This window comes from Paenibacillus taihuensis (assembly GCF_003386535.1).
Taxonomy (GTDB): domain Bacteria; phylum Bacillota; class Bacilli; order Paenibacillales; family Paenibacillaceae; genus Paenibacillus_Z; species Paenibacillus_Z taihuensis.
Map to the genome: position 1 here is coordinate 14763 of NZ_QTTN01000013.1, position 25204 is coordinate 39966.

Below are 25204 nucleotides of genomic sequence, written 5' to 3' on the forward strand. Positions count from 1 at the left end.
CTTCTCACATTCGGACAAACTGGCTCAGGAAGCGCAGATCGTTCGTATAGAAATGACGAATATCGTCGATGCCGTACTTGAGGAGCGCGATACGCTCTACGCCCATACCGAATGCGAAGCCGCTGACTTCGTTCGGATCGTAGCCGCCCATCTCGAGCACGCGAGGGTGAACCATGCCGCAGCCGAGAATTTCGAGCCAGCCTGTTTGCTTACACATCCGGCAGCCGTGACCGCCGCACTGTACGCAAGTGACATCCACTTCTGCGCTCGGCTCCGTGAATGGGAAGAAGCTCGGACGCAGACGAATTTGCGCCTGCTTGCCGAACATTTGCTGCACGAACTGCAGCAATGTGCCTTTCAAGTCGCTCATGCGGATGTTCGGTCCGATTACGAGGCCTTCGATTTGGTTGAACTGGAACGAATGCGTCGCGTCGTCATCGTCGCGGCGGTATACTTTGCCCGGGCAGATGACTTTAACCGGCTTGCCGTTCGTCGCTTTCATCGTGCGGACTTGAACCGGCGACGTGTGCGTACGCATCAAGATATCTTCTGTTACATAGAAGGAATCCTGCATATCGCGTGCAGGGTGGTTCTTCGGCAGGTTCAGCGCTTCGAAGTTGTAGAAGTCGGATTCGACCTCAGGACCTTCCGCAATCGTATAGCCCATGCCGATAAAAGCATCCTCGATCTCCTGCGCCACTTTGTTCAGCGGGTGGATCGAGCCTGCGCCAAGCTTCTTGCCCGGCAGCGTGACGTCAATGGTCTCCTCGCGAAGGCGGTTCTCGGTCTCTGCTTGCTGGAATGCAGCTTGCTTCGCTTCAATAACCTCTTCAATCGCGGCACGTACTTCGTTACCGACTTGGCCGATAACTGGACGCTCTTCAGCGCTTAAGCTGCCCATGCCACGAAGAATTTCCGTGAGCGCGCCTTTCTTACCCAAATATTTGACCCGCAAATCATTCAACTGCTGCGGTCCGCCTACTTGCTGCAGCTCCTGCAGCGCCTCGACGCGCAATGCTTCCAAACGCTCTTTCATCTTTTGACCCATTCCCTTCTCTCGGCAAATAAAAAACGGTCCCTTCTCCCCGTAAGGGACGAAAGAACCGTGTTACCACCCTAATTCAAACTTCCGCGCTTCAACATTCCCGCGAAAAAGTTTCTCATACTCCGGATATCGGCCGGATGACCGGTACTCTCTACCAAGCTTCAGCCTTCTAGAAGCTGATGCCCTTCAAAAGTCTGCTCGGAAGCGAACTTCGGCAGCCTGATTTCCTAAAGACGCTCTCAATCTGCGGCGTCTTCTCCCTGTTAAGAAAGCACTGCGTACTCTTCTTCCTCATCGCATTGGCATATATAGCTTTTATTATACGTAATACTGGCGGTTCTTCGCAAGTCTGCTCCGCGCAAAACCCGTGCATCGATTGCATTACAGAGCGGGTACGCCTTATTTTGCGCGTTGAAGGGTAGCGCGCAGCACCTCCGCCCATTCCCGAGGCATATCCAAATACGACAGATGATTCCCGGGAAAGCGCACCAATTCGCAGCCGAGCTTCTCCGCAAGGATCTGCGCGGTACGACCGTAGTATAGCTTTTTGTCACGCGTCGTTTCTCCGACTGCCATGAAAATTTTCGCCTTAGTTGATTGCAATGCTGCGTAGTCAGGCGAATAATTCGTGAAGGCCAGCATCTCATGCTTAACGAAATATTCGTGGTTTAACCCAATTCTTTCCGACAGCTCTTTCGGAACCGCCTTATAGGTTTGCGAAGGGATTTTGGTCGAAAGCCCAAACTTCAGCATCGCCCATCTATGCCCGTATCGCCAGCCCACACGATATACCTCTGCAAAGAAACGTTGCCACTTGGCGCCGTCCGGCAGCACTTTCAGCACAGGCGGCTCATGTACGACGAAGGCATTAACTTCGCTGCGCTGCTCCTTCGCCATCTCCATGGCGATTATTGCGCCTCCGCTATTGCCGAAGACGAACGCAGGCTCTCCCGGACAAACCGCCTGCAGGATAGCAAATCCGTCACGCGCTTGCTGGTTAATCGTAAAGTTTATCGGTTCGTTCCTCGAACTGCGCGAATTCCCGCGCCTGTCGTAGGTAATAACCTTATATTCGTCCGAGAGGATTTCGGCCACTCGCGTAAAGAAACCGGCATCTCCGCCTCCGCCGGAAATCATAAGCAGCGGTGGGTCTTGTCCTCGCGTCTCATAATATAAGATATCGCCTTCCGTTTGCACGGAGCCGACCTTCACTTCCGTATGCTGATTCGTCATTTAAGATTCCATCCTCCGTGTGCCAGTCATTGTGGCTCTACAATAACAAGCATTTATGAACGGAGGATGAATCAGCAGTTTCAGCTGCCGGTTTGGTTTCTTTACAATGCAAAAAGCCGCGGTGATCGCGGCTTCCATACGAACTGTCTTTATAATATTTTGGGTTAACGCTTCTTGCGCGTTGCCGATACGACAAGCGATGCGCCTGCGAGCACAACGGCTGCAATCGCAAGGCCAAGCGTTACATTCGATTTCGTGCTATCTTCGTCAGCGGTTGTCTGCTGAGCAGTCTCTTGTGCTGGTGCAGAAGTGTCGCTCGATACTATATTGCCGGCGTTAGCCGTTCCCGTCGAACCCTCCGACGAGGTTGCAGCATCCTTGCCGCCTGCTGGCTCAGACGCCGTACCGCCGCCATGACCGTTGTCGCCTGCTCCTGCAGCTGCTGCCGTAACTGTCGTTACAGACGCAGGGTACTCAGCACCATCGCCGCCAACCCATTCCACAACCGACTTATCGCTGTATGTTTGGTATGCTTTCCAGACGAGCTGCTTCGCATCTTCCGCTACTTTGCCGGAAATACGAAAATCGGTAAATTCCGTTTGCGCCAAGCCTGCGCCTTCCGCAGTCCATGTAATCGCAGTGATCGCTTTCGTGCTTGCATCGCGCTCAAGCTCATATTTCCAGCCGTCTTTCGGCTCAACGCGGCTTACTTTCACACCATCAGCCACTTTTACTTTAACAGTCGTTGTCGTTACATTCTCTTTCTCACTCGGCACGCGAACCGCGAATACCTGATAGCTGTTCTGTTCTACTGTCGGCGGCTGCACCGTTACGTGCGCGCTGGCGATGCCTGCGAACAGGAACAGCGAAAGTGCTGTCAGACCAAGCACGGACCATTTTTTCATTGTGTTCATATTGGATATATCCTCCTCATTACTGCTTACTACGAGGAGTATAGCCCAGAACAATACCGAGGACATGACTCGATAGGGCTATATGATTGTTACAATATATTGTCGCTCGTGCTTACTTCTTCGGTATAAGTCCCTTCTCTAGCGCATAGCGCGTAAGCTGAACCCGATTGTCCAAATGCAGCTTCTGCAAAATGTTCTTCAGATGGTTCTTCACCGTATGTTCGGAAATGCCGAAGCTCTCCGCGATTTGCCGGTTGGAGCTGCCCGATGCGACACCTTCCAGCACTTCGCGCTCCCGCTGTGTTAGTGCCGTATGGTAGGTATCATCCTCCGAAGCTCCCGCAGCTGAACCTGCGGACGCTTGGTGCGGCGCCTGTGAAGCCCTGCTGCCGCCATTAAACTCTTGCAGCATCCGGAACGCCAGCTCTTTGGAGAGCGGCGCCTCATCGACTGCTACGGCGCGCAAGTACTCCAGCCACGCCGATGGCGACAAGTTCTTAAGCAGGTACCCTTGCGCACCGCGCTTAATGGATTCGAACAAATCAGTGATATCATCGGATACGGTGACCATAATGATTTTGATCCGAGGATCGATCGATTTAATATGCTGCGTCGCTTCCATCCCGTTCATCACCGGCATGTTGATGTCCATCAGCACGAGATCCGGGACGAGCTCCGCAGCCATTCGCACTGCCTGCTCGCCGTTCGCCGCTTCCCCTACGATGACAAAATCCGCATCGCCGCTGACGATCTCCCGCATTCCTTCACGTCCGTGCGGATGATCATCCGCAAGCAGGACGGTGATCGGCTTTTGCTCACTCATCGTTGCCCTGCCTCCTTGATGACTTCTACTATAGTGCCTTGCCCCAGTTCTTCCTGGCTCCGCACTTGGAATTGCCACCCCATCGCTTCTGCGCGATCTCGCATCATGCGAACACCGAAACGCCCTTTGGCGGTCAGCTGCTCCACCCGTGCGCCAACGCCGTCATCCGCGATTGTACAGTGGAAGCCAGTGCCTTCAGCAGCTTCATCAGGCACAGCCTGCACGATCAGCTGAGCGGCATGCGCGTGCTTCTGCACATTCAGCATCGCCTCGCGGACGATAGCGAGCAGTTCCACCTTCTCCTTGCTGCTAAGCAAGCTGTCGCCGAGGCGCCAGTCCAGCTGCGCGTCCAGCCCGCCGCGGCGCAGCTCATCCGCCATCTCGCGGACGGCTTGCATCCACTGCACGTCCGTACGCGTTGGCTCGCTGCGCAAACTCGCGATCGACTGGCGCACATCGTCATACACGTGGCGCACGGTGCGTCGCAGCTGGTGCGCCGTCTCCATGACCTGCTCGTTATCCTTCGCATGCTCGAGCTTGTCGAGCTTCACCGACAAGAGGAAGAGCGACTGCGAGATGCCATCATGAAGCTCGCGCGCCAGCTGCTCGCGTTCCATGAACGCCGCTTTGGCGCTCTTGGCCTGCTGCAGCGAATCATTCGTTTCTTCCAGCATCTGAAACAGCTTGATGACGAGCGTGGCCGTTACCGTCATGACGATGACAGGCGTCAGCCAGTTGCCAAGCTCCATCGATACGTACGGAAGCAGTATCGTATGCCTGAGATACTCCCACAACGCAATCGTCAACGAAGGCGTCCACAAAATAAACCATTTGATCCGCTTATATGACATTCGCAGTCTCCTCCTTCCACTGATCAGTTGTGGTCAAGCTTTCTAATAGTTACGGAATTCGGTCTTCTCAACCGTCTCATTATCGTCTTTATCCATGACCCGAATCTCCGCCTGCCAGCGACCTGCGAACGGCACGAACGGTCCTTCTGCCGTAAACGCCGCCTTCACGAAGCCGTCAAACGTCGTAATCTCCGGATCTTCAAATGATTTGATCGGCACATCGATCGGTCCTAGATCGGTTTTATCTAACGAGAACAGGCGCAGCTGCACCGACTTCGGTGCGCCTACCGCATCCGGCAGCCACACTTTCACGATGAACGTGTTGTCACCCGGCTTATTAGGCGTCACTCGCAGCGATAGATGCATTTTGTCGCCCATCTTGTGGTACAGCACCGGCTCGTTCGCCGGCAAAGGACTTATATAGGTAAAGAGTGCTGCGCACACGATAATAAGTGCCATTAACGCAGCATCAATACGGAGCAGCGTCGGTATCGGAAGTTCTCCCTTGCGCACTCGCAGGTGAAGCAGTCCCCCTACGACAAGCACGAGCACGACAAGACCTGTTTTCACCAGCAGAATCGTTCCCCATGCTGTATAGAACAGATAATGCAGGGATGGCAGGAAGAGAAGCGTTAAGCCGACGCCTGTCAGAACGAGCAATGTGATGGATAACAAAGCTGCCCGTGAGAAAATAACGGCGAAACGTCCGGCTTCCTTACGATCCGCGGCCCAGAGTGCCAGCAGCAGCAGTAAGCCGCCGACCCATACCGAAGCAGCCGCAAGGTGAACAAAATCAAACAGCACCGACGATACTTTCGGCTTAAACGCGACGGCATGGCCGCTGAAGCTTTCCACGGCTAGAATGACCGCTGCCCACAATGCCTTCATTATTGGAGCGAATCGGACGATAATAAATCCGATGAGAGCAAGCCCAAGCAGTTCCATCCATTCATGACCGATTGTCGTACGCAGGAACAGCTTGCTGTACTCCGAGCTCGGGTAGCCTTTCAGGATCTCACGCGCGTGCACGAATATATAAAGAAGCGATGCAACGAGCAGCGTCTGAAGCGCGATCAGCTCCCACTTCTTCTGAATCTGCCGCAGTTGTTCTCCGCGTCCCCTGGCAAGCAGCGGCCATATCATAAGTCCAGCCGCCAATAGCAGCGATGCGTAGTAGACAGCGCGTACAGCATAAATAATGAATTGATTAATGGTCAGCTGGGTGGATACACTATGTCCTTCGTGACCCAGCGCTTTGTGCGGATCGAAGGTTGCGGCATCAATTCCTTCGGTCACATTGCCGATAACAAATACGTATGACCCGCTGACCGGATGTCCGTCCTCGGAGATGACCGCATATGAAACGGTGTATACGCCTTCTGTTAGCTTAGGCAACGGCAGTGTAAGCGTCTGTCCGTCTTTGCTCTCAGCAGGCGCTTTGTCTGTTACAGGGCGAGATTTGGAGTCGAGCACCTTTATGGCTCCGACCTCCGGTTCAATGGATTCATTAAAGGATAGTTCAATAGTCGCCGGGCTCTGCTGGTACTTCGCATTCGGCTCTGGCATCGTTCGTTCAAGCTCCGCATGTGCGGAAGCCCCTCCAGGCATGCCTAGGAGGATGAGACACATCCAGATGGAGAGGGCCGCTGCTTGTATAAGGGAGACTATTTGGTTTGATTTACGACTCATAGTGGGTGAAAAGTCACGTCCTTTCATTAACGATGGATGATCTCGAAAACAACTCAGCAATAGTGTACTAAAGGTAGGCGCCCAACACCAATGTCAATTTAGAGGCGGAGCTTTTTTTATCCCTTGAAACGCGCAGGATGACTCCCTATTATTGTCACCACATGAACCAGGTGGTTAGTGCTATAATAAGTTTTCGTCCGCTCGTGGGTAGCTAACTTTTTTATAGGGTCTCTGCCAAAGTCTAGTTGAGTTTTGTAAGGCTTCAAAAGGTGCGTCGTTATACGTTTTCAGTGGCTTTTCAAAGGCAAAAAACAGCTGTAACAGACCCCCTGAATGTCGAATACTATAACTTGACAGACACTATATATTGGTGTAATTTAGAAAAGCAGTAACAACATATTGTGTATAAGAGGTTGTCGGAAGACAATCTTCGACAAGGAGATGCTCTGCTCGTGGATATAATTAAGAGGAACGGTCAGAAAGAAGAACTTATCTTTTCAAAGCTAAAAAAAGTCATCGATTTTTCGTGCGTGGGCTACAGCGATTGTGACCCATTGGAGCTTGAAACAGCTTTGCTTCCATACTTCCGCAACAACATTACAACTAAGGAAATTCAACGCACACTGACTCAAGTTGCTGTGGAGAAAACTAGCATCGAACAGCCGAACTGGCAATACGTTGCAGCCAAGCTTCTTGTCTATGACCTTTATAAAGAATCTGCAATCAACCGCAAATACGGCTATTTTGGCTATGGCGATTTCTATTCTCTCATCACGTATCTGACAGACAAAGGGCTCTATGGCAGCTACATACTAGAGCACTATACGCGCGATGAAATTCGCGAGCTCGGCAACTACATCGTTCCTGAGCGCGACTATCTGTTCAATTACATCGGCCTTAAGACCCTTGCTGACCGTTATTTGATCAAGAGCTTCAGCGGCGACGTGCTTGAGCTTCCGCAAGAGCTGTTCATGGGCGTGGCTATGCACCTTGCAATGAAAGAGCAGGACAAGCTGGGCTGGGCTCGCAAGTTCTACGACGCGCTGAGCCGCCTGCAAATGACTGTGGCAACGCCTACGCTCGCTAACGCGCGCAAGCCGTTCCACCAGCTGTCCAGCTGCTTCATCGACACTGTGCCTGACAACCTGTGGGGCATCTACAATGTAGACTCCAGCTTCGCGCAAGTATCGAAATTCGGCGGCGGCATGGGTATCTACATCGGTAAAGTCCGCAGCCGCGGCTCCAACATCCGTGGATTCAAAGGTGTTGCCGGCGGTGTCATCCCTTGGATCAAGAACTACAACAACACGGCCGTTGCCGTTGACCAGCTCGGCGTTCGTTCCGGCGCGGTAGCCGTATACCTCGACGTATGGCATAAAGATATTTTCGACTTCTTGAACCTCAAGACGAACAACGGTGACGACCGGATGAAGGCACACGACATCTTCCCTGGCGTTTGTATCCCGGACTACTTCATGCGCAAAGTACAAGAGCGCGAGTCCTGGTACCTGTTCGATCCGCATGAAGTTCGCAGCTACATGGGCTGGGCACTTGAAGATGCATTCGGCGAAGAGTGGGAACGCCGCTACGAGGAGTGCATCAACCACCCAGAGCTGTCCCGTGAAGAAGTGCCTGCACTTGAAATTATGAAACGTATCCTGGCGAGCTCCTTCGAGACAGGTACGCCTTTCATCTTCTTCCGCGATACGGTTAACCGCGCGAACCCGAACAAGCACAAAGGTATCATCTACTGCTCGAACCTGTGCACAGAGATCTGCCAGAACATGAGCCCGACTGAATACATCACGACAACTCATGAAGACGGTATTATCTCGACGCAAGTGAAGAGCGGCGACTATGTGGTATGTAACCTCTCCTCCCTCAACCTGGGCCGTACAAGAACGCTTGAGGAAATCGAAGAGGTTGTTACTTGCCAAATGCGCATGATGGATAATGTTATCGACCTGAACCATTACCCAATCCCGCAAGCGGAAATCACGAACCAGAAGTACCGCGCTGTCGGTCTTGGCACAAGCGGTTACCACCAATGGCTCGCGCTTAACGGCATTGCATGGGAGTCTGAGGATCACCTGGACCGTGCCGATGAGCTGTACGAATGGATCAACTACTATGCCGTTAAAGCTTCGATGGAAATCGCTAAGGAAAAAGGCGCTTACCGCGTATTCGAAGGCAGCGAATGGCATACAGGAGAATATTTCGAGCGCCGCGGTTACGATGCGCCTCACTGGCAGAAACTGAAGAAGGATGTAGCGGAGAACGGCGTCCGTAACGCATGGATGTTCGCAATCGCGCCTACTGCATCCACTTCGCTTATCGCTGGTTCGACTGCAGGTATCGACCCGATCTTCAACAAGTTCTTCGTTGAAGAGAAGAAGAACGCAGTTATCCCGCAAACAGCGCCTAACCTGAACGAAGAAACGTTCTGGTACTATAAAGAAGCGCATCACATCGATCAGCACTGGAGCATCCGCGCAGCGGGCCGCCGTCAGCGCCATATCGACCAAGCGCAATCATTCAACCTGTATATCACGCCGAACTACACGGCGAAGGAATTTATGGATCTTTACATGGCAGCATGGGAGAACGGCCTCAAAACCGTTTACTACTGCCGCAATAAGAGCCTTGAAGTCGAAGATTGTGTAAGCTGCAGCGCTTAACGATTTGTTGAAATAGGTGCCCTGCAGGCAGTATGGGTCTCCAATCGCTGTTGTAGTTCGGATTATTTTAGATTATATAAGACATTTATTGTGATAATCCGACTACAAAGGCGACCGCTACCGCTTTTCCGACTCCATGCTGCCCTCCGGGCATACATTTTCAACGAGATTGTTAAAACTATGCAGCTACAGTAGGAAAGCAGAGGAGGCAGCCCATTTTATGGAACTGCAGAAGAAGAAACTTTTTAACGAAGAAGGCGACCGCGATTGGGGTAAACGCCGCATGATCGGCGGTAACACGACTAACCTGATCGAACTTAACAACGTAAAATACGACTGGGCATCGAAGATGTACCGGACGATGATGAATAACTTCTGGATTCCGGAAGAAATTCCGCTTTCCCAAGATGCGAAAGACTATAAGAACTTGTCGCTCTCCGAGCGTAACAGTTACGATAAAATCATCAGCTTCCTGATTTTCCTGGATTCGCTTCAAACGGCGAACCTGCCGAACATTAATGAATATATTACAGCGCCTGAGGTAAACCTGTGCTTGACGGTGCAGGCGTTCCAAGAAGCTGTTCACAGCCAATCCTACTCGTACATCCTGGACAGCGTCGTTGCTCCTGAAGTACGTGACCAGATCTACAACATGTGGCGCGAAGATAAAAACTTGCTCAAACGGAACCGTTTCATCACGGATCTGTATGAGAACTTTATCGCGAACCCATCGTCGCAAAACCTGATTAAGACTATTATGGCGAACTACATTCTCGAAGGAGTTTACTTCTACAGCGGCTTTAGCTTCTTCTATGCGCTTGGCCGTCAAGGTAAAATGCTCGGGACTGTGTCCGAAATCAAATACATTCAGCGCGATGAGCTTACTCATCTTGCATTGTTCCAAGGTATCTTCCGCGAAATCCGCAAGGAGAATCCAGAGCTGTTCACGCCAGTATTGGTTGAAGAGCTTCGCCAAATGATGAAAACTGCGGTTGAGCACGAAGTCGAGTGGGGCAAATACATTACGAACAACCAAATCCCTGGCTTGACAGACGAGATCATCGAGGCTTACATCAAGTTCCTCTCCAATGAGCGTTTGCGCAAGCTGAACCTGGATATTCTATATCCGGAAATTGTGGAGCATCCAATGAAATGGGTTGAAAGCTTCAGCAACATGAACGGCATGAAGACCGACTTCTTCGAACAAAAAGTAACGAACTACAGCAAATCGTCCAACTTGAACTGGGGCGACCTGTAAGATATACGAAGACTGCCGATTTTATGCGGCAGTCTTTTTGATTTTTATGTGTACCGCATGCTTGATTCGGCTTCTTCGTGATACAATAAGAATAAGGACTTTTGGACGTGTCTTGTTTGTGTGCACCTCATTGAAAGCGTTACGAAAACATTTACATCCTAATCACAACTGGACTTACGTCCAGCTTGGAAACTAGACCCCAGCCAATTCACGGTAATTGCCGCTTCCATGTACACTAAATAACGGAAGAACTCGTGAAGAAGGAGGAAATTATCATGTCCGAGAACGTATATGTGACCAATGCTGTACTTGTTATTTTACTGTTACTGTTAGCGTTATTCGCCGGACTTGCCTCTGGCAGTCTCGCTTTCCGCAAGACGATGGAAAGCTTGAAACGTACCGCCCTTGTTACGCTCGTCTTACTTGCAACGATGACCCTGCTTGCGATCGGCAAAATGATACTTCTCATCGCGACATACTCATACCGGGAATGGTTCGTGCTTGATAATCTGTTGTTATTCGTCACACTGATTGCATTACCGTCTGCAGCCATCGCATTCTTCTCTGTACCTCGCCTGCTGGAGTTAACCCATCTGCAGCCGAAGCACCGTGAGGAGGCCGCAAACCGCACGAAACGCCGCGCTGCATCGGAAGTTGCACTCGTGGTACCGATTCAGGCATTCGTCGTTGAGGCGCTAATCTACGCTTCGATAAACGTGTTCCCGATCGGCATGGAATACCGCCAGCTGACGCTGCTCGTCGGATTGCTCATCCTGGCTTCCCCGGCACTGCTCATTTGGCGCCAATCGATTCGCCGCAGAACGATCCACCGCGATGACGGAACAGCGATGATCCATAAAGTGAAGAAACTCGTTATCTATACGATGGCCTGCGTGGTGCTGGCTTTCGGAATCATCCATACGATGAACAACGTAAAAACGCTCAGCAGCGCTGCTGAGCGTAGTGCAACCATACGTATAACGATGACTTCGCCTTCCGGCAACGACTAAGAACGAACGCCGCGTCAGATCTCCCTTGACTTCCGGGCTAAGAAGTCCGGCCAATACGGCTCCTCAATTGCAGGGCAGCCACGCGGCGAATCCCATACATACACCCAGCCGCTTGTCTCAGACGAATCCACATCCTGTACCCAGACCCGGTCGTAATCGTTCTCCTCTTCGATGCCGATAAACTGCTCCAGATCATCCATCCGTTTCAAGCCGAATTCATTCACTTCCACCCACAACCCACGAACAACAAGATTGCGTTCACGCGTCTCTTCATCACGATGTAAAGCCGGATACGGCCCGTAGTCAACGAGCCGCCCCCGAATGACACCAGAACGCGTAGAGCGGATATAATCCGCCGCAACGTGATGATTGCTATGTCCAGGAAGTAAAGAGCCGTAAATAAAAACCGTCGTAAGCCGCTCCTGCATCATCCAAAGCTCCTAAACTTCAAGTTATGCGGACTGACTGCGGTGCCTGAACCAATTCTCAAACAAGTTCGCCGGAATCGGCTTCGTAAAGTAAAATCCTTGCGCTTCCTCGCAATTGCGGTCGCGCAGGAATTGAATTTGCTCGTCATTTTCGACGCCTTCAGCGGTAACCTTCAGCTTCAAGTTCTTCGCCATTGTCGTAATCGTCGATACGATCGCAGCATCACTGCCGCCCTGCGACAGATCACCGACAAACGAGCGGTCAATCTTCAGCTTATCGATCGGGAACCGTTTCAAGGAGACAAGCGAGCTGTAGCCTGTACCGAAATCATCGATACTAATCTGAACGCCAAGCTCCTTCAAGCTCGTGAGCGTCTCAGCGGCAAACTCCACATCACTTGTCATGCTTTCCGTGATCTCCAGCTCAAGATACTGCGGCGGCATGCCGGTCTGCACCAATATATCTTTGATCCGCTCCGCGAGCTGATGCTGCCTGAACTGCCGCATCGACAAGTTAACGGACATCATCATCGCAGGAAGCCCGGCCTCCTGCCAAGTAACGTTCTGCTTACATGCTGCCCGCAGCACCCACTCGCCGAGTTGAAGGATGAGACCATTCTCCTCCGTAAGATGGATGAAATCGCCTGGCGGCAGCAGGCCGCGCTTTGGGTGATTCCAACGAACTAGCGCCTCGACACCTACCACTTTACCTGTACTCAGATTAACGAGCGGCTGGTACGCCAACGTAAATTGCTCCTGTTCAATCGCTTTGCGCAGATCGCTCTCCAGACGCAGTCTGTCATGCGCCTTCTGGTTCATCTCAGGCACGTATGCCGAGAACTCATTACGATGCGCCTTAGCACTATACATCGCCGTATCCGCGTTCTTCAGCAGCACTTCGACACTGTCTCCATCCTTCGGGAAGAAGGAAATACCAAGGCTGATCGTAATATGATACTCGGCGTCGCCAAGCAAGAACGGTGCATCGAACAGCCCCATGATCGCCTTCGCCTGCTTCTCTACGCGTTCATCTCCCGTTTCCTTCACGTCCGGCATGAGCATCACAAATTCATCTCCGCCCATCCGGAACAGATGGTTCGTCTTCCCCACTGCATAGCGCAATCGTTCGGATACCGCCTGAAGCATCTGATCCCCGAAGGAATGACCGAGCGCATCGTTGACGTTCTTAAAGCGGTCGATATCGAACAGGAAAACAGCCAGCTGGCTTTCGTTCATGCGCGCGAGCGCCAATTCTTCATCAAGCTTCTCCTTTAGCAAACGCCGATTGGATAAGCCAGTCAATTCATCGTGATAGGCCAAGTAATTAATGCGGGATTCCGTCCGCTTCTGCTGCTTGAAAGGCTCGTAGATCGTTACGTAATAGATCCCCTTCATTAGAGAGTAGTAGCCTGCAAGCTTATAAAGATGAGCGAGTACCAAATCACTATCATGAAAATCAGAGCCAAGCACGAATTGCAAGTTCGCAATCGTAAAGAACACGAGTGCCTGTATAATCGTTAGAAGTGCCTGCGGGCGCTCCGTCCGATGTAAATACAGCACCATCGTGATCGTGCTTATGTAGGAGAAAATAATGACGAAGTGAACAAGTATGCGCAGCAAAGCTATCGAATTGCCAGTAAGCACTGGAACTGACGGCTGATCCGCAATCGTAAAATAGCAAACAGCCAGCGTCGCTGCGATCCCAAGCGCAATAATGAAGGCTGGGAGCCGTCTGGAAGCTGGAATTGACATGTCCGCTTTGCGGAAAATAACAAACAAACCGACCGCACCGAATAACCGACCCGTAACGGCAAACAGCGACGAGAGAGTGGTCTCCCCTGCTGCCATGTAGAAAGGCATGCCTTTCGCGGTCAGCGCGTGCAGCAGATCGAATAATCCTATCGCACTAAACAATGCGGCTGTGTACAGCCGATGCTTCGATAAAGATTTGGCGAAAAATAACCAGCCGAGTACAAGCATCGTGAAGCTGACCGCAAAATCGATAAACTCGATGCCGGAATGGACGAATAAATAGGTCCGTTCTGGGATCATCAGATAGAGCTCACGATGAAAGCAACGCATAATAATAAAGCTGATGATGGCGACCAATACGGTCCACATCGTTATTTTTTCCGCCCGTTTTATTGACATGATGTCCTCCTTCAACAAAAAGCCACTGCTGTCTGCATGTCTAGCGCGAATGATAGATGATCTTAATAGGCATGCGGCGGCCGAAGCTCAACACCAGCAGCCTCCAAGCCTTGACGCAGCATTGCGGCAAACTCCGCAGCATGCGGACCGTCACCGTGCAGGCAGACCGTGTCTCCCTGAACAGTCGTCTCTTGGCCTGATGTTGTAATAACCTTGCCTTGGGTAACGATGGCGAGCGTCTGCGCCAATGCAGCCTCCGGCGTCGTCAGCAACGCGCCTGGCTTGTCTCTTGGCGTCAACCGGCCATCCGGTTGATAGCTGCGGTCTGCAAAAACTTCTGATGCTCGAAGCATCCCCTGCTTGTCCGCCGCCGTCAGCAGCTCACTTCCCCATTGCCCGATTATCAGTAACGATGCATCGAATGACTTAACGGCGCGTACGAATGCCTCCGCAAGGGCAGGGTTGCGGCCGGCCATATGATATAACGCGCCATGCGGCTTCACGTGTCGCAGCGTGCTGCCGGCGATGCTCTGAACGAAAGCTTGCAGCGCCCCGATTTGGTAAAGGGTGAAATCGTAGACCTCCTGCGGGCTCACCGCCATCTCCCGGCGGCCGAAGCCGAGCCGGTCAGGCAATCCCGGATGCGCGCCGATGGCAACGCCTGCAACAGCTGCAAGCTGCATCGCTTCGCGCATCGTATGGGGATCGCCGGCATGGAAGCCGCAGGCGATATTCACGGAGGTCACATGCTGCAAGAGCGCAGCATCCTGACCAAACGTATATGTGCCATAGCCTTCGCCAAAATCACAATTCAGATCAATGCTTCTCTTCGCTTGAAAAGGTCCTGTATTAATAGTCATATCGGCTTTCGGCGCTCCATTCTTTACCTCAAATTCATTGAAAACGGACTGCTCAGCCGAATAGCTGCGGCGAGCACCCGCATCTCGCGTTCTTGGTCCAGCAGAATTCGTTGCGCCTCACCTGATGTCACTTCTGTAAAGGTCAGCCAGTCGCCGGGACTGCACTGCGCAAGCACAGGCAAATCGGCGCTGATGACATGTGCGATCTTCGGATAGCCGCCGGTCGTCTGGCAATCGGCGGCTAAGATGATCGGCGTCCCGCCGTGCGGCACCTGGATCGTACCGGCGATGACGCCATGGGACAGCAGTTCCGCGCTGTCCGAGGTTTCAAGCGGGGGGCCGTCGAGGCGGACCCCCATCCGGTCTGAGGCGGGAGCCACGCGATAGCGCTCCCGCATGAACGCCGTACGGGCCGCTTCGCGAAATTGCCCGTACTCGGCGCCAGGCACCACGCGAAGCACCGTGGTGCCAGCGGTGCTGCCGCTGCTGCTGCGCGAAGCCAGCAGCGTTCGCGGCGGAGCCGCGAACCAGGCCGGGGCCGCCCATTTCGGGCGGCTGCCCCAGGCCTTGGCGGCGCCTGCGCCACTGCCGCAGGGGAGCGCGTCGCCGCGGCGCAGCGGGCGGCCCGCGATGCCGCCGATTCCGGCGCGCGTGTCCGTGCTGCGGCTGCCGAGCGCCGGCGCCGCGTCAATGCCGCCGGCAACGGCGACGTAGGCGCGGCAGCCGCTGGCCGCTTGGCCGAACGCGAGAACCGCGCCTGCGGCTGCCCATATCGGCCGCCACTGCGGGATCGGCTCGTCGTCAAGCGTCGGCGCCATCTCCGCGCCGGTCACCGCGAGCAGCGTATCCTGCTCGAGCCGCAGCTGCGGGCCGGTTAGCGTCAGCTCAAGCGCCGCTGCGCCTTGAGCGTTGCGGGCGAGCAGGTTCGCGATTCGCAGCGCGATGCTGTCCATCGCTCCACCCTCTGGAATGCCTCCATGGCGCCAGCCGGGACGTCCTAAATCTTGAACGGTCGTATGAAAGCCAGGCTTTATGACGGTTAAACTCATTGCCATTCTCCCAGATTCGTTTCAGTTTCATTGATAGGGACGAATCGAACATGATCCCCCGCTCGAAGCAAAATCGGCTCCGCACGTTTCGGATCAAACAAAGCGAGCGGCGTGCGGCCAATCAACTGCCAGCCTCCAGGTGTAGCCAGCGGGTATACGCCCGTCTGTCCGCCTGCGATGCCGACAGCCCCTGCCGGAACGATGCTTCGCGGCGAAGATCGGCGAGGCTGGCTAAGTTCAGGCGGCAATCCCGTCAAATACGGGAAGCCCGGCATAAAGCCAATCATGGCCACGCGGTATTCCGCCTCGGCATGCCTCCTGATGAACGCTGCCTCGCTCATCCCAGCTCGCTCCGCGCATTGCGGCAGGTCTGGTCCATATGAACTGCCATAACAAACGGGAATCTCAATGACGCGAGGTTCTTGGTGAAGTACCCCCGCATACTTGGGCAGTTGTTCCTGCTGATTTATCTGATGCCGGTGCTGATGCTCATGCAGCTGCTGCAAAATCGCCCTCACCTCAGCGGCCGCCACTTCAAACAAAAGCACACCAGCGGAAGCGGTTTGATAGAGCAGCAGCGGATCGTACACAACAGTGACCGTTGTATAGGCTGGGACAACATCAATGATCCAGCTTCGCTTTGCGGCTCGAAGCAGCTTCGCCAACTCTGCGCTGACCTGCCAAGCGGGCTGATTCTCACCCTGCGGCGGCAGCTGAACGACAAGCGCGCGATCGCCAAGCGGTGCAATGCTGAATGCCCATCCATCCGCAGATTTCACAAAATTCACCATTTTTCCCAAGAATTCTACATTGTATTTATAAACTGGAAGGTAATTCCGCCTATCTCATTATCCTCTAGTTTGTACTATCCTAGCCCTTTTTGTCCAGCACCTTCTCATCTGTTTCCCAAAACATTTTCCGACAAAAGAAGACCTTCTACTGTGACGAATATCGATTAATCACATCAACAAGCAAATCGTTCATCGCTTTCACTTCATATTCGCCGACTGCCGGCTTCAAATGCTCGTTCCCGATGCCGCTGTGATCCGTCAGGAATAAATAAGTTCCACCCGTTGCAGCCGCAATAAACCTCATCAGATACTCTGTGGCGGCATCTACGCCGCTTGAAGCGACCGGAATAATACGGATGCCTTCTGCAGCAGCTGTCTCGATCAGCTCATGCATATGCTTCGTCACTTTGCGATCATGGTGCGGCGGAGCATCCATGACGAGGAACAACAGACGTGCTCTAGCATCGTCGCTCCACTTATGTTCATTAATGGCATTTTCCAGCGCTTGATCGACGGCTTCCGGAAAATCGCCGCCGCCAGCTGCCTTTTGCTGCCCAAGCTGCTTCACCACTTCATCGATATCCTTCGTGAATGGAAAATCCCGCACGACATACGAATCGTTCTTATCCCGATAAAAGTTCGCGCTGACCCGAATATCCAGCTTCTGACCGTTGTCTTTGCCGACTCGCTCGACGACGTCCTTCAACTCGGTTGTCAGATAATTCAGCTCATCCTGCATTGACCCTGTCGTATCGACGACGAGCATTAGATCGAGCGCTGTCGGGATTTTCGCTGGCGTGTCGAGATCGATTTTCAAAGCTGAATCTCTTGGAATTGGCACATTCTCGTACCGCTTCTCGCTGTCGCCGTACTCCACCAAAACCTCATACGTTTCCGCTGTCCCCTGCTCATCGAACATCCCTGCCCAGGCATACGCCTCTCCGTCCATATTCGTGCGCGCTTCCCATACTGTATCGCCGCCTTCATCGAGGACGGTTACATACGCGTCAGGAACCGGCTTGCCGTCACCAGTTACGATCACTTCCAGCCGATTCTTCGGAAACATCGACCAGTACGTCTCGTTGTCCGCAACCTCATTGCCCTGGAGAAGTCGCTGCCACTTCTTCCATTCATTCAGGTCATCCCACTCCCCGGCAGTTAGCTGGCCTGGCTGCGAGCTGTCGTACTGCGAGTTACCATCCGCGTCATGCGAACCTGTGTCTGCACTTTCATCGCCGTCTGCTGCAGGTTTTTCGGGAGAGGCTGTGCTGTCTGATGTGCTGGTGCCGCTGTTCGAGGCACTGTCACTGCTGCTGTCGGCCGCGCTTTCTGAGCTGCCTTTGTCCCCAGGTGCGGAGCTGGCTGCATTGCCTGCTGAATCATCGGTGGCCGCTGAGTTCGATGTGTTAGATGAGGAGTTGTCGCCAGCTTGATTGGACTCGTTGTTTGAGGAGCATCCTGCCAAAATCGTCATGAGTGCGGCTGCCAGTAAAAGTCCTGCTTTGAGCTTGGCTGTGCGCTTCTGTTTTCTTTCTCTCTTGAGCTTGAATCGCTTCGCTTGTTGCATGCCAATTCCCCCTTGAGTGACAAGTTCAGTCGCCCAATATTTGTAAAAGGCGTCATACACTCTCGACGAGTAGGCACGAGCAATTGTTGCAATATCAGAGGGAGGACATTACAATCGGGAGAAAGTTATTTTTTGCGAAAATGGGAGGGGGCTTGCTGCATTGGAAACGTATCATTTGGCGGAGCTTAGTATCACTTATAACGAGATCACCACGCGGCTTGCCTTCACCGCTGCCCAGCTTGTCGTCGTTACCGAGACGGGATTTAAGCTGTGGTATATCGAGATTGATGGAATGACGCAGACGTCGCTGCTTCATATGTTCAATGAGTCCGAGCACATCGGCGTTGAAATTGCGGGAATCACTGCCGGGGGCAAGCCGTTCAAGGCATACGGCTACTTCCATCCCAACGTCCAGCACCACGCAGCAGCTATCCGGGGCGATGGGGAGTTGGCAGGATTTTAGCGAGGGCGGGGCTCGCGGAGTTTGGGGAGTGCAAGAGGAGAAGTACGTAGTACCTCTCTCTTGCTGTCGAGAAACCCTGTATTTTTGTAATTGAGAAAAACCCACCTGATTCTTGCCAGAAAAAGTGGTTCTCAGATCGTTTTAAATCGATATTTCTTCTCGAAGATGAGAGTCTCCGCATAAAAATAAAAGTGCCGAAAAGTCCTCTGGACTTTCTCGACACTCTGAGAGAGGTACGTAGTACCTCTCTTTCGTTTTTTTGCTCGTTTTTCGCTTAGGAAGGGTACGTGGTACCCTTCATGAATTTCAATGTAGTCCACCAAACCAGCTACTTCCCCCTCATCAGACCGGATTTCCACCAATGTAGTCCACTAGACCAGCTTCTTTCCTCAGATCGCCGGATTTCCACCGATGTGTATCCCTCAGGGACACATTTTCACCCTAGACACCGATTTTCCACCGATGTGTATCCTTCAGGGATACTCTTTCATCCAATTTTGCCGGATACCCACCATACTAGATACCTGGAGGACTCTCTTTGGCCCATTCCGTCGGATTTCCGCCAATGTAGATAACTAGAGGACTCACTTGCCTTCATTCCGTCGATTTTCCGCCAAAGAAGATACCTGGAGTGCTCTCTTTTGCTATTGCTATTTAACAGTTAGGCTCTTAGGCTCTTGGACTCTTTGTTCTTTAGCTCATAAGACTTCCCTCCCCCGCGCCCAAAACAAAAACACCGCCCCCATCCCCACAGGGATGAAGACGGCGCCTTCCAACACATCACCACCGCTGCTAAGCGATGATGCCTTTGAAAAACAATTCGAACGTGATCGCCATCCGGTTATCGAGCGGCTCGTCGTTCTCCTCCATCGACCAGATGATGAGCGTGCCGAAGTAGGATTGGAACGCCTGCTGCGCGATCATCTCAGCGGGCATGTCGCGGCGGAGCTCGCCGTTGTCCTGACCTTGGCGGATGAGCGGAAGCAGCACGTCCTTGAGCGAGTCTAGCAAGCGGTTGTGCGATTCCAGCTGACGCTGGCTGCCGAACATCGCTTGGAAGAGCGCCCGCGTGAGCGTCTTGCTAAGCTCGAACTCCCGAACAAGCTGGAAGATCAGCAGCTGAAACCGCGGGACGAGCGGCCCCGGCTGGTCCTGTAGCTTCGCTACCTCATTAATGGCGAATACCGCCTGCAAATCACATATAAGCTCATCCTTCGATGAGAAATAGTTGAAGAACGTTCCTTTTGCCACGCCGGCCTGCTTCGCAATCTCCTCGACCGTCGTCGCTTCATAGCCGTTATCTGCGATCAAACCGAGCGCCGCTTCTTTAATGCGCTGACGCGTCTGTTCCTTCTTGAGCTCGCGCTTCATCGTTCGTTCCTCCGTCTTATCTGCGTTCTACTCTAATTAATTGTAGCATAGCCCCTATCTACCGTAAACATTACATGACCACAAGTACAAGTTTTACGTATCAACTATGCACTACTATTCAACAACAGTCCGAAATACGCCTTAATGAACTTCGAAATCACTTTATGAAATAATTATGACCAACAGTACAAAATATTGACTTTGGAATTCCGGTTGCGCTATAACTAAACATAGAGAGTACGAAGCTTGAGGAGGAATTATGAAATGACAGAACGATTAATCCGCGGACTGGCCAAAGCGAAGTGGGCGATTATTATCGGCTGGCTCGTCATTACGGTCGCTTCCGTGCTGACACTGCCGAACTTGCAGGACATCGTCCGCCAAACGGAGCAGAAGTTCATTCCGGCCGATTCTGAATCCGTCGTTGCGAAGCAGCTGCTGGAGCGGATCAATCCGGAGACTACGGTAAAATCAAGCGCCATTATCGTCTTTTCACGGAAAAATGGTTTGACGGAGCAGGACCGCGCCTGGCTGAAGTCCAAGGTCGATGAACTCTCCAAGCTGAAGGCGGACCAAGGCTTCAAATCCGTACAGTCCGCATATGAAACGCCGGAGCTTGCCTCCAAATTCCGCAGCAAGGACGGCACCACGGAGCTCGTCATCGTCGGCTTCACCCGCGCGGACAATGACACGCTCACGCAAGACGCCGTCGATATTGTAGCCTCGAGGCTCGATGGCGCTCCAAGCGGAACCAAGATTGAGCTGACGGGCAGCGCGCCGATCGGGAAAGATTTTCAGAGCAGCTCGGAGGAAGGGCTCAAGAAGACGGAGCTGCTTACCGTCGTTCTCGTCCTTGTTATACTGCTCATTGTGTTCCGCTCGCCGGTTGCACCGTTCATTCCGCTGATCACGATCGGCCTGTCGCTCGTCATTACGACTGGGCTTGTAGCGGCGGCGACGCATCTCGGCATGCCGGTTTCCTCCTTCACCCAATCGTTCCTGATTGCGGTCATGTTCGGAGCCGGTACCGACTACTGCATCCTGCTTATTCAGCGGTTCCGCGAGGAGCTGGGCCATGATGGCGATAAGGTCGAAGCGCTCGTCAGAACGATGCGGACGGTCGGCAAAACGGTCGCTTATTCGGCAAGCACCGTGTTCGTCGCGTTCTTCTTGATCGGCTTCGCCCAGTTCGGACTTTACCAATCGGCAGTAGGTGTCGCGATTGGCGTAGCCGTTACGCTTCTTGCAGGATTAACACTGACGCCTGCGTTACTGATGGTTTTCGGAAAAGCGACCTTCTGGCCGTCCAAAAACGTCGGTCATGGACATGGCGAATCGAAGCTTTGGAAAGGGATGGCAGCACTCGCTGCGCGCAGACCTGTTGCCATTCTGCTTGTAACCGTCCTGCTCTTGACTCCGCTGACCTTGCTCTACCATAACAAGCGCTCCTTCGACGACCTCGCCGAAATCGATCCGAAGCTCGGCTCGGTTCAAGGCTTCCGCCAAGTCGAGCATTCCTTCGGCTCCGGCGAAGTGTTCCCGCTGTCGGTCGCGCTGACTTCGTCCGAATCCATGCGCACGCCCGCTGCGCTGGCTGCGCTCGAAACGGCGAGCGCAAGCGTCGCGAAGCTGAACGGCGTCAAGGAAGTGCGCAGCGCGGTTCGCCCGCTCGGCGAGCAACTGAAGGATCTGACTGTCTCCGATCAGCTGACCAAGACGACTGACGCGCTCAAGCAGATGAAAGACGGCGTCGACAAAGTAGCCGGCGGCCTGCAATCTGCGAGCGGTTCGCTCGACAGCGGCCAAGACGATGTTCAGAAGCTGACGGACGGCCTTCGCACGATGGCGTCCAAAACAACCGAGGCACAGAAAGGGCTGCAGCAAATTTACGGCGGCTTGGAGCAAGCGTCCCAAGGCGCAAGCGGCATGGAGAGCGGACTGAAGCAAAGCACGAACGTCTCGGATTCGATGAGCGGCAACCTTCAGGCACTGCTGAAGAAATATCCCGACCTGGCCAAAGAACCGGAGATGCAGCAGCTAATCGGCAAGCAAAAAGGGCTTTCAGGCGGCTTGCATCAGCTGCAGAGCGGCGCAAGCCAGCTTGCGGCGAGCTTCACGCAGCTGAATCCCGGCGTGCAATCCGTCACGAGCGGCCTCGGCCAGCTCGCGGCCGGCCAGAACGATGCTGCCGACGGAACAGCGAAGCTCGGCAGCGGTCTTAAAGAGCTGACGAGCGGTCTCAAGGACGGCGCCAATGGCCTTGCTGATATTTCCAATGGTCTCACAACCGTTAGTGACGCGCAGAAATCTATCGGCGACAGCCAAATCCCTGGCTGGAACTTGCCGCAAGCGGCGCTCGAGACGCCGGAGATGCAGCAAGCGCTCGATTATTATATTTCCAAAGACGGCAAAACAGCGAAGCTTGATATCGTGCTTGCCGTTAACCCTTATTCGCAGGAAGCATTAACGACGGTGGAACAGATTCGTGATGCACTGCACGGCAGCCTTGGCGGAAGCTCCATTGCCAAAGCGCAAATCTATATCTCCGGCACTTCGGCTCAAATCAATGAGTTGAAGGATATTTCGAAGAAAGACTTTACGAGAACGGGCACATTCGTGCTGATCGGAATCTTCATCGTGCTCATGATTCTGCTCCGTTCCATTATCGCGCCGCTCTATGTGCTATTGTCGCTCGGCTTCAACTTCCTTGTGACGATGGGCATCGTCGAATGGATCTTCGTCGATCTGCTCGGCAAGGAAGGGCTGTCGTGGAGCGCATCGTTCTTCGTCTTCCTGATCATCGTAGCGCTCGGCGTTGACTACAGCATCTTCCTGATGGCGCGCTTCAAGGAAGAGTATCGTCCGCGCGGCATTACGTATGCAATGACGAAGGCCATGTCGACGACAGGCGGCGTTATTATCTCCGCAGCCGTGATTATGGGCGGCACGTTCGCGGCACTGATGCTCTCGGGCGTCAACACGCTGCTGCAGATCGGCGCAGGCATCGTCATCGGACTTATTTTGTACGCGACGGTGTTCATGGGTCTTGTCATTCCGGCGCTGGCGAACCTGTTCGGCGAAGCGAACTGGTGGCCGTTCCGCAAGCTGGCTCCGCAAGCTCAATCCCAAGCTGAAGCAGATACAGCGGCAGAAGCAAAACCGAAGTCCAAGCAAACACCGGAATTAACCTAACCCGATTCATAAATGCAAAAGGAGCTCTAGTGCACGCTTATCGCGCAGCCTAGAGCTCCTTCTTGTTGTTTATGCCTGCAGCACATTCCGGCAATCAAGCATTCAATACTTGCTGAGCCGCTTCGTAGGTATAGTTGAAGAGCTCTTGCAGCTCCAAATGCTGCACATATTCGATCGCGCTTCTCGTCTCCTCCGAGATCGCCCCGCTCTCCTGCAGCGCCACCATGCTTGTGAACGCATTCGGATTCCAGCGCACCTGCTGCTTCATCAGAAGCAATGCATCGCGTACACGTCCGTCCGGCAGATCGCCGAGCACGACGCTATGCTGAATCCAATCCGCCACTCGCGCCTGCAGCTTCTCCATCGCCGGGTGAGCGCCTGCTTGGCTGAACCAGTAGTTTGCGTTCGAATAATCCTGCTCCATCCGGTGCATGATGCCGTGCCAGTACGCGCCAGTCGCATCATCTTCAATCTCCTGGGATTGCGAGTGAGACGCATCCAAGCTGTCATTGAGCAGATGCAGCCCCGACCGAAGGGCAATAAGAGCTGCCTCGGCAGCTCTCAACGTCAACGTTGTTTCCAGCGGCAAGTCCGCAATTTCTTGGTCAAGCGCTTGGTCCCACGCCTGTTTCGGCGTCAATGCCGTCAATGTTTGGCGAGCTTCCAAACGCTCCTTGATTAGCGCAAGTGCATTCTCCATTTCTGCCACTCCCTCTCAAGTTCGAAAACGCCAATCGCGGTATAGAATGGACTTATTGTAATGGAAGCCCTACCAAATTACAATACGCCTGCCAGCATATGACAAAGAGACGGCAGAAGGTTTGCGCCTCCTGCCGTCTCCATTCATTGTCATTCGATTATTTGTGCAGCACTTCCGGCGTCGTCAGTTTGTCGTAGAACTCGACTCCCTTATCCTTATCCGCCGAGTTGCGAAGCGCCATCGCCGAGCGAGGGTGCTCGTCCAGCATGCCTGTAATCATGTAAGGGATAATATAGCCCCACTCTTCTTTCTCACGAAGCGGGATCATATATTTCTCGATCATGTCCAGCACCGGGCGCACGTTGTACTTCGTATTCTTCAAATGTGCCACGAGCAGCTCAGTCGGGCAGTTTCCCGCTGCACGGCCCATGCCGTATACGGAAGCGTCGAGGAACTCCACGCCTTTCTCAACGGAGATGAGCGTATTCGCGAATGCCAGCTGCATGTTGTTGTGCGTGTGCACACCAAGACGCTTGCTTGGCAGGTACTTCTGGAATTTGCTAACCAGGTAGTTGAAGTCATTCGGGTCCAAGCTGCCGTACGAGTCTACAACGTAAACAACGTCAACGACGCTAGCTTCGATCAGTTCGAACGCTTCAAGCAGCTGGTTCTCCATGACGTTGGAGAGCGCCATAATGTTCAATGTCGTCTCGTAACCGCGCTCGTGGAAAATGTTCACAAGCTCAAGCGCCTTCGGCACGTCTTGAATGTAGCAAGCTACACGAATCAGATCAAGCATGCTCTCTTCGCGAGGCAGGATATCGTTCTCATCCACACGGCCGATATCGACAAGTGCCGACAGCTTCGTGTCCAGCTTCTGCGGAATGACTTTACGCAGGAAGTCGTCGTCCAGGAAACGCCAAGGACCGGCATCTTCAGCACCTTTGAGCAGCTTCGGCGAGTTCTTGTAGCCGATTTCCATGTACTCGACACCGGCTTCATTCAACGAGTTATATAAGTGCTGAACGAATTCTACGCTGAAATCCCAGTTATTAACGAGTCCGCCATCGCGGATCGTACAGTCGACGATTTTGCAGTTACTTTTTTTCGAAGCATTCATAGCACGATAGT

Annotated in this window: 20 protein-coding genes; 5 read left to right on the plus strand and 15 right to left on the minus strand. The window is 53.2% G+C overall.

The window, feature by feature from the left end; all coding sequences use genetic code 11:
• Window positions 1-4: 4 nt before the first annotated feature.
• The 6 genes from pheS to A8990_RS12695 all read right to left on the minus strand — a co-directional run bounded on the left by pheS (window position 5) and on the right by A8990_RS12695 (window position 6582).
• Window positions 5-1036, minus strand: coding sequence for a phenylalanine--tRNA ligase subunit alpha (gene pheS / locus A8990_RS12670; protein WP_116189512.1), 1032 nt, complete (start codon window positions 1034-1036; stop codon window positions 5-7).
• 408 nt (window positions 1037-1444) lie between these two features.
• Window positions 1445-2278 carry an alpha/beta fold hydrolase gene (locus tag A8990_RS12675; RefSeq protein WP_116189409.1) on the minus strand — a complete coding sequence of 278 codons (834 nt, stop codon included), beginning with the start codon at window positions 2276-2278 and terminating at the stop codon, window positions 1445-1447.
• A gap of 164 nt (window positions 2279-2442) precedes the next feature.
• The gene (locus A8990_RS12680; RefSeq protein ID WP_245995992.1) at window positions 2443-3192 is read right to left on the minus strand and encodes a YcnI family copper-binding membrane protein; all 750 of its coding nucleotides are present in this window, start codon (window positions 3190-3192) and stop codon (window positions 2443-2445) included.
• A 112-nt stretch (window positions 3193-3304) separates the two neighbouring features.
• Window positions 3305-4015: a response regulator gene (locus tag A8990_RS12685; protein ID WP_116189410.1), complete on the minus strand. Its 711-nt coding sequence runs from the start codon at window positions 4013-4015 to the stop codon at window positions 3305-3307.
• Window positions 4012-4866 (minus strand): sensor histidine kinase, encoded by an 855-nt coding sequence (locus tag A8990_RS12690; RefSeq protein WP_116189411.1) that lies wholly within the window; start codon window positions 4864-4866, stop codon window positions 4012-4014. Before A8990_RS12690 ends, A8990_RS12685 begins: the two co-directional genes overlap by 4 nt.
• A gap of 42 nt (window positions 4867-4908) precedes the next feature.
• Complete coding sequence (locus A8990_RS12695; RefSeq protein WP_342772828.1) at window positions 4909-6582, minus strand: copper resistance CopC/CopD family protein; 1674 nt, start codon at window positions 6580-6582, stop codon at window positions 4909-4911.
• A gap of 425 nt (window positions 6583-7007) precedes the next feature.
• Between A8990_RS12695 and A8990_RS12700 the strand changes: the two genes are divergently transcribed.
• From A8990_RS12700 to A8990_RS12710, 3 genes are all read left to right on the plus strand, one after another.
• The gene (locus tag A8990_RS12700) at window positions 7008-9233 is read left to right on the plus strand and encodes a ribonucleoside-diphosphate reductase subunit alpha (RefSeq protein ID WP_116189413.1); all 2226 of its coding nucleotides are present in this window, start codon (window positions 7008-7010) and stop codon (window positions 9231-9233) included.
• Between the two features lie 220 nt (window positions 9234-9453).
• Window positions 9454-10491 (plus strand): ribonucleotide-diphosphate reductase subunit beta, encoded by a 1038-nt coding sequence (locus tag A8990_RS12705; RefSeq protein ID WP_116189414.1) that lies wholly within the window; start codon window positions 9454-9456, stop codon window positions 10489-10491.
• Between the two features lie 275 nt (window positions 10492-10766).
• Window positions 10767-11501: a hypothetical protein gene (locus tag A8990_RS12710; protein ID WP_116189415.1), complete on the plus strand. Its 735-nt coding sequence runs from the start codon at window positions 10767-10769 to the stop codon at window positions 11499-11501.
• A gap of 14 nt (window positions 11502-11515) precedes the next feature.
• Here A8990_RS12710 and A8990_RS12715 read toward each other — a convergent pair whose 3' ends face one another.
• The 6 genes from A8990_RS12715 to A8990_RS12740 form a co-directional block, all read right to left on the minus strand.
• Complete coding sequence (locus tag A8990_RS12715) at window positions 11516-11932, minus strand: gamma-glutamylcyclotransferase family protein (RefSeq protein WP_116189416.1); 417 nt, start codon at window positions 11930-11932, stop codon at window positions 11516-11518.
• A gap of 21 nt (window positions 11933-11953) precedes the next feature.
• Window positions 11954-14080 (minus strand): putative bifunctional diguanylate cyclase/phosphodiesterase, encoded by a 2127-nt coding sequence (locus A8990_RS12720; protein ID WP_116189417.1) that lies wholly within the window; start codon window positions 14078-14080, stop codon window positions 11954-11956.
• 62 nt (window positions 14081-14142) lie between these two features.
• Window positions 14143-14940 (minus strand): LamB/YcsF family protein, encoded by a 798-nt coding sequence (locus A8990_RS12725; protein ID WP_116189418.1) that lies wholly within the window; start codon window positions 14938-14940, stop codon window positions 14143-14145.
• A gap of 23 nt (window positions 14941-14963) precedes the next feature.
• Entirely contained in the window at window positions 14964-15995 is a 1032-nt protein-coding gene (locus A8990_RS12730) for a 5-oxoprolinase subunit C family protein (RefSeq protein WP_342772829.1), read from the minus strand.
• Entirely contained in the window at window positions 15986-16768 is a 783-nt protein-coding gene (pxpB, locus tag A8990_RS12735) for a 5-oxoprolinase subunit PxpB (protein ID WP_181909547.1), read from the minus strand. The genes A8990_RS12730 and pxpB overlap by 10 nt, the downstream gene beginning before the upstream one ends.
• Window positions 16769-16925: 157 nt before the next feature.
• The gene (locus tag A8990_RS12740; protein WP_116189421.1) at window positions 16926-18347 is read right to left on the minus strand and encodes a VWA domain-containing protein; all 1422 of its coding nucleotides are present in this window, start codon (window positions 18345-18347) and stop codon (window positions 16926-16928) included.
• A 160-nt stretch (window positions 18348-18507) separates the two neighbouring features.
• On the opposite strand from A8990_RS12740, the gene A8990_RS12745 reads away from it, so the two are divergent.
• Complete coding sequence (locus A8990_RS12745) at window positions 18508-18810, plus strand: hypothetical protein (protein WP_116189422.1); 303 nt, start codon at window positions 18508-18510, stop codon at window positions 18808-18810.
• A gap of 792 nt (window positions 18811-19602) precedes the next feature.
• Here the strand turns inward: A8990_RS12745 and A8990_RS12755 are convergent.
• The gene (locus A8990_RS12755; RefSeq protein WP_116189424.1) at window positions 19603-20181 is read right to left on the minus strand and encodes a TetR/AcrR family transcriptional regulator; all 579 of its coding nucleotides are present in this window, start codon (window positions 20179-20181) and stop codon (window positions 19603-19605) included.
• A 264-nt stretch (window positions 20182-20445) separates the two neighbouring features.
• Here A8990_RS12755 and A8990_RS12760 point away from each other — a divergent pair, with 264 nt between their 5' ends.
• Window positions 20446-23373 carry an efflux RND transporter permease subunit gene (locus A8990_RS12760; RefSeq protein ID WP_116189425.1) on the plus strand — a complete coding sequence of 976 codons (2928 nt, stop codon included), beginning with the start codon at window positions 20446-20448 and terminating at the stop codon, window positions 23371-23373.
• A 94-nt stretch (window positions 23374-23467) separates the two neighbouring features.
• Here A8990_RS12760 and A8990_RS12765 read toward each other — a convergent pair whose 3' ends face one another.
• Entirely contained in the window at window positions 23468-24073 is a 606-nt protein-coding gene (locus A8990_RS12765; RefSeq protein WP_116189426.1) for a hypothetical protein, read from the minus strand.
• Between the two features lie 157 nt (window positions 24074-24230).
• Window positions 24231-25193 (minus strand): aldolase catalytic domain-containing protein, encoded by a 963-nt coding sequence (locus A8990_RS12770; protein WP_116189427.1) that lies wholly within the window; start codon window positions 25191-25193, stop codon window positions 24231-24233.
• Window positions 25194-25204 lie beyond the last annotated feature (11 nt).

What these genes read in the sequence shown, in the direction of transcription:
- A8990_RS12685 (WP_116189410.1), bottom strand. Translation starts at nt 4,015, where the DNA reads ATGAGTGAGCAAAAGCCGATCACCGTCCTGCTTGCGGATGATCATCCG.
- A8990_RS12730 (WP_342772829.1), bottom strand. Translation starts at nt 15,995, where the DNA reads ATGGCAATGAGTTTAACCGTCATAAAGCCTGGCTTTCATACGACCGTT.
- A8990_RS12725 (WP_116189418.1), bottom strand. Translation starts at nt 14,940, where the DNA reads ATGACTATTAATACAGGACCTTTTCAAGCGAAGAGAAGCATTGATCTG.
- A8990_RS12770 (WP_116189427.1), bottom strand. Translation starts at nt 25,193, where the DNA reads ATGAATGCTTCGAAAAAAAGTAACTGCAAAATCGTCGACTGTACGATC.
- A8990_RS12720 (WP_116189417.1), bottom strand. Translation starts at nt 14,080, where the DNA reads ATGTCAATAAAACGGGCGGAAAAAATAACGATGTGGACCGTATTGGTC.
- A8990_RS12755 (WP_116189424.1), bottom strand. Translation starts at nt 20,181, where the DNA reads ATGAAGCGCGAGCTCAAGAAGGAACAGACGCGTCAGCGCATTAAAGAA.
- A8990_RS12695 (WP_342772828.1), bottom strand. Translation starts at nt 6,582, where the DNA reads ATGAAAGGACGTGACTTTTCACCCACTATGAGTCGTAAATCAAACCAA.
- A8990_RS12715 (WP_116189416.1), bottom strand. Translation starts at nt 11,932, where the DNA reads ATGATGCAGGAGCGGCTTACGACGGTTTTTATTTACGGCTCTTTACTT.
- A8990_RS12705 (WP_116189414.1), top strand. Translation starts at nt 9,454, where the DNA reads ATGGAACTGCAGAAGAAGAAACTTTTTAACGAAGAAGGCGACCGCGAT.
- A8990_RS12710 (WP_116189415.1), top strand. Translation starts at nt 10,767, where the DNA reads ATGTCCGAGAACGTATATGTGACCAATGCTGTACTTGTTATTTTACTG.
- A8990_RS12760 (WP_116189425.1), top strand. Translation starts at nt 20,446, where the DNA reads ATGACAGAACGATTAATCCGCGGACTGGCCAAAGCGAAGTGGGCGATT.
- A8990_RS12680 (WP_245995992.1), bottom strand. Translation starts at nt 3,192, where the DNA reads ATGAACACAATGAAAAAATGGTCCGTGCTTGGTCTGACAGCACTTTCG.
- A8990_RS12740 (WP_116189421.1), bottom strand. Translation starts at nt 18,347, where the DNA reads ATGCAACAAGCGAAGCGATTCAAGCTCAAGAGAGAAAGAAAACAGAAG.
- A8990_RS12690 (WP_116189411.1), bottom strand. Translation starts at nt 4,866, where the DNA reads ATGTCATATAAGCGGATCAAATGGTTTATTTTGTGGACGCCTTCGTTG.
- A8990_RS12675 (WP_116189409.1), bottom strand. Translation starts at nt 2,278, where the DNA reads ATGACGAATCAGCATACGGAAGTGAAGGTCGGCTCCGTGCAAACGGAA.
- A8990_RS12765 (WP_116189426.1), bottom strand. Translation starts at nt 24,073, where the DNA reads ATGGAGAATGCACTTGCGCTAATCAAGGAGCGTTTGGAAGCTCGCCAA.
- pheS (WP_116189512.1), bottom strand. Translation starts at nt 1,036, where the DNA reads ATGAAAGAGCGTTTGGAAGCATTGCGCGTCGAGGCGCTGCAGGAGCTG.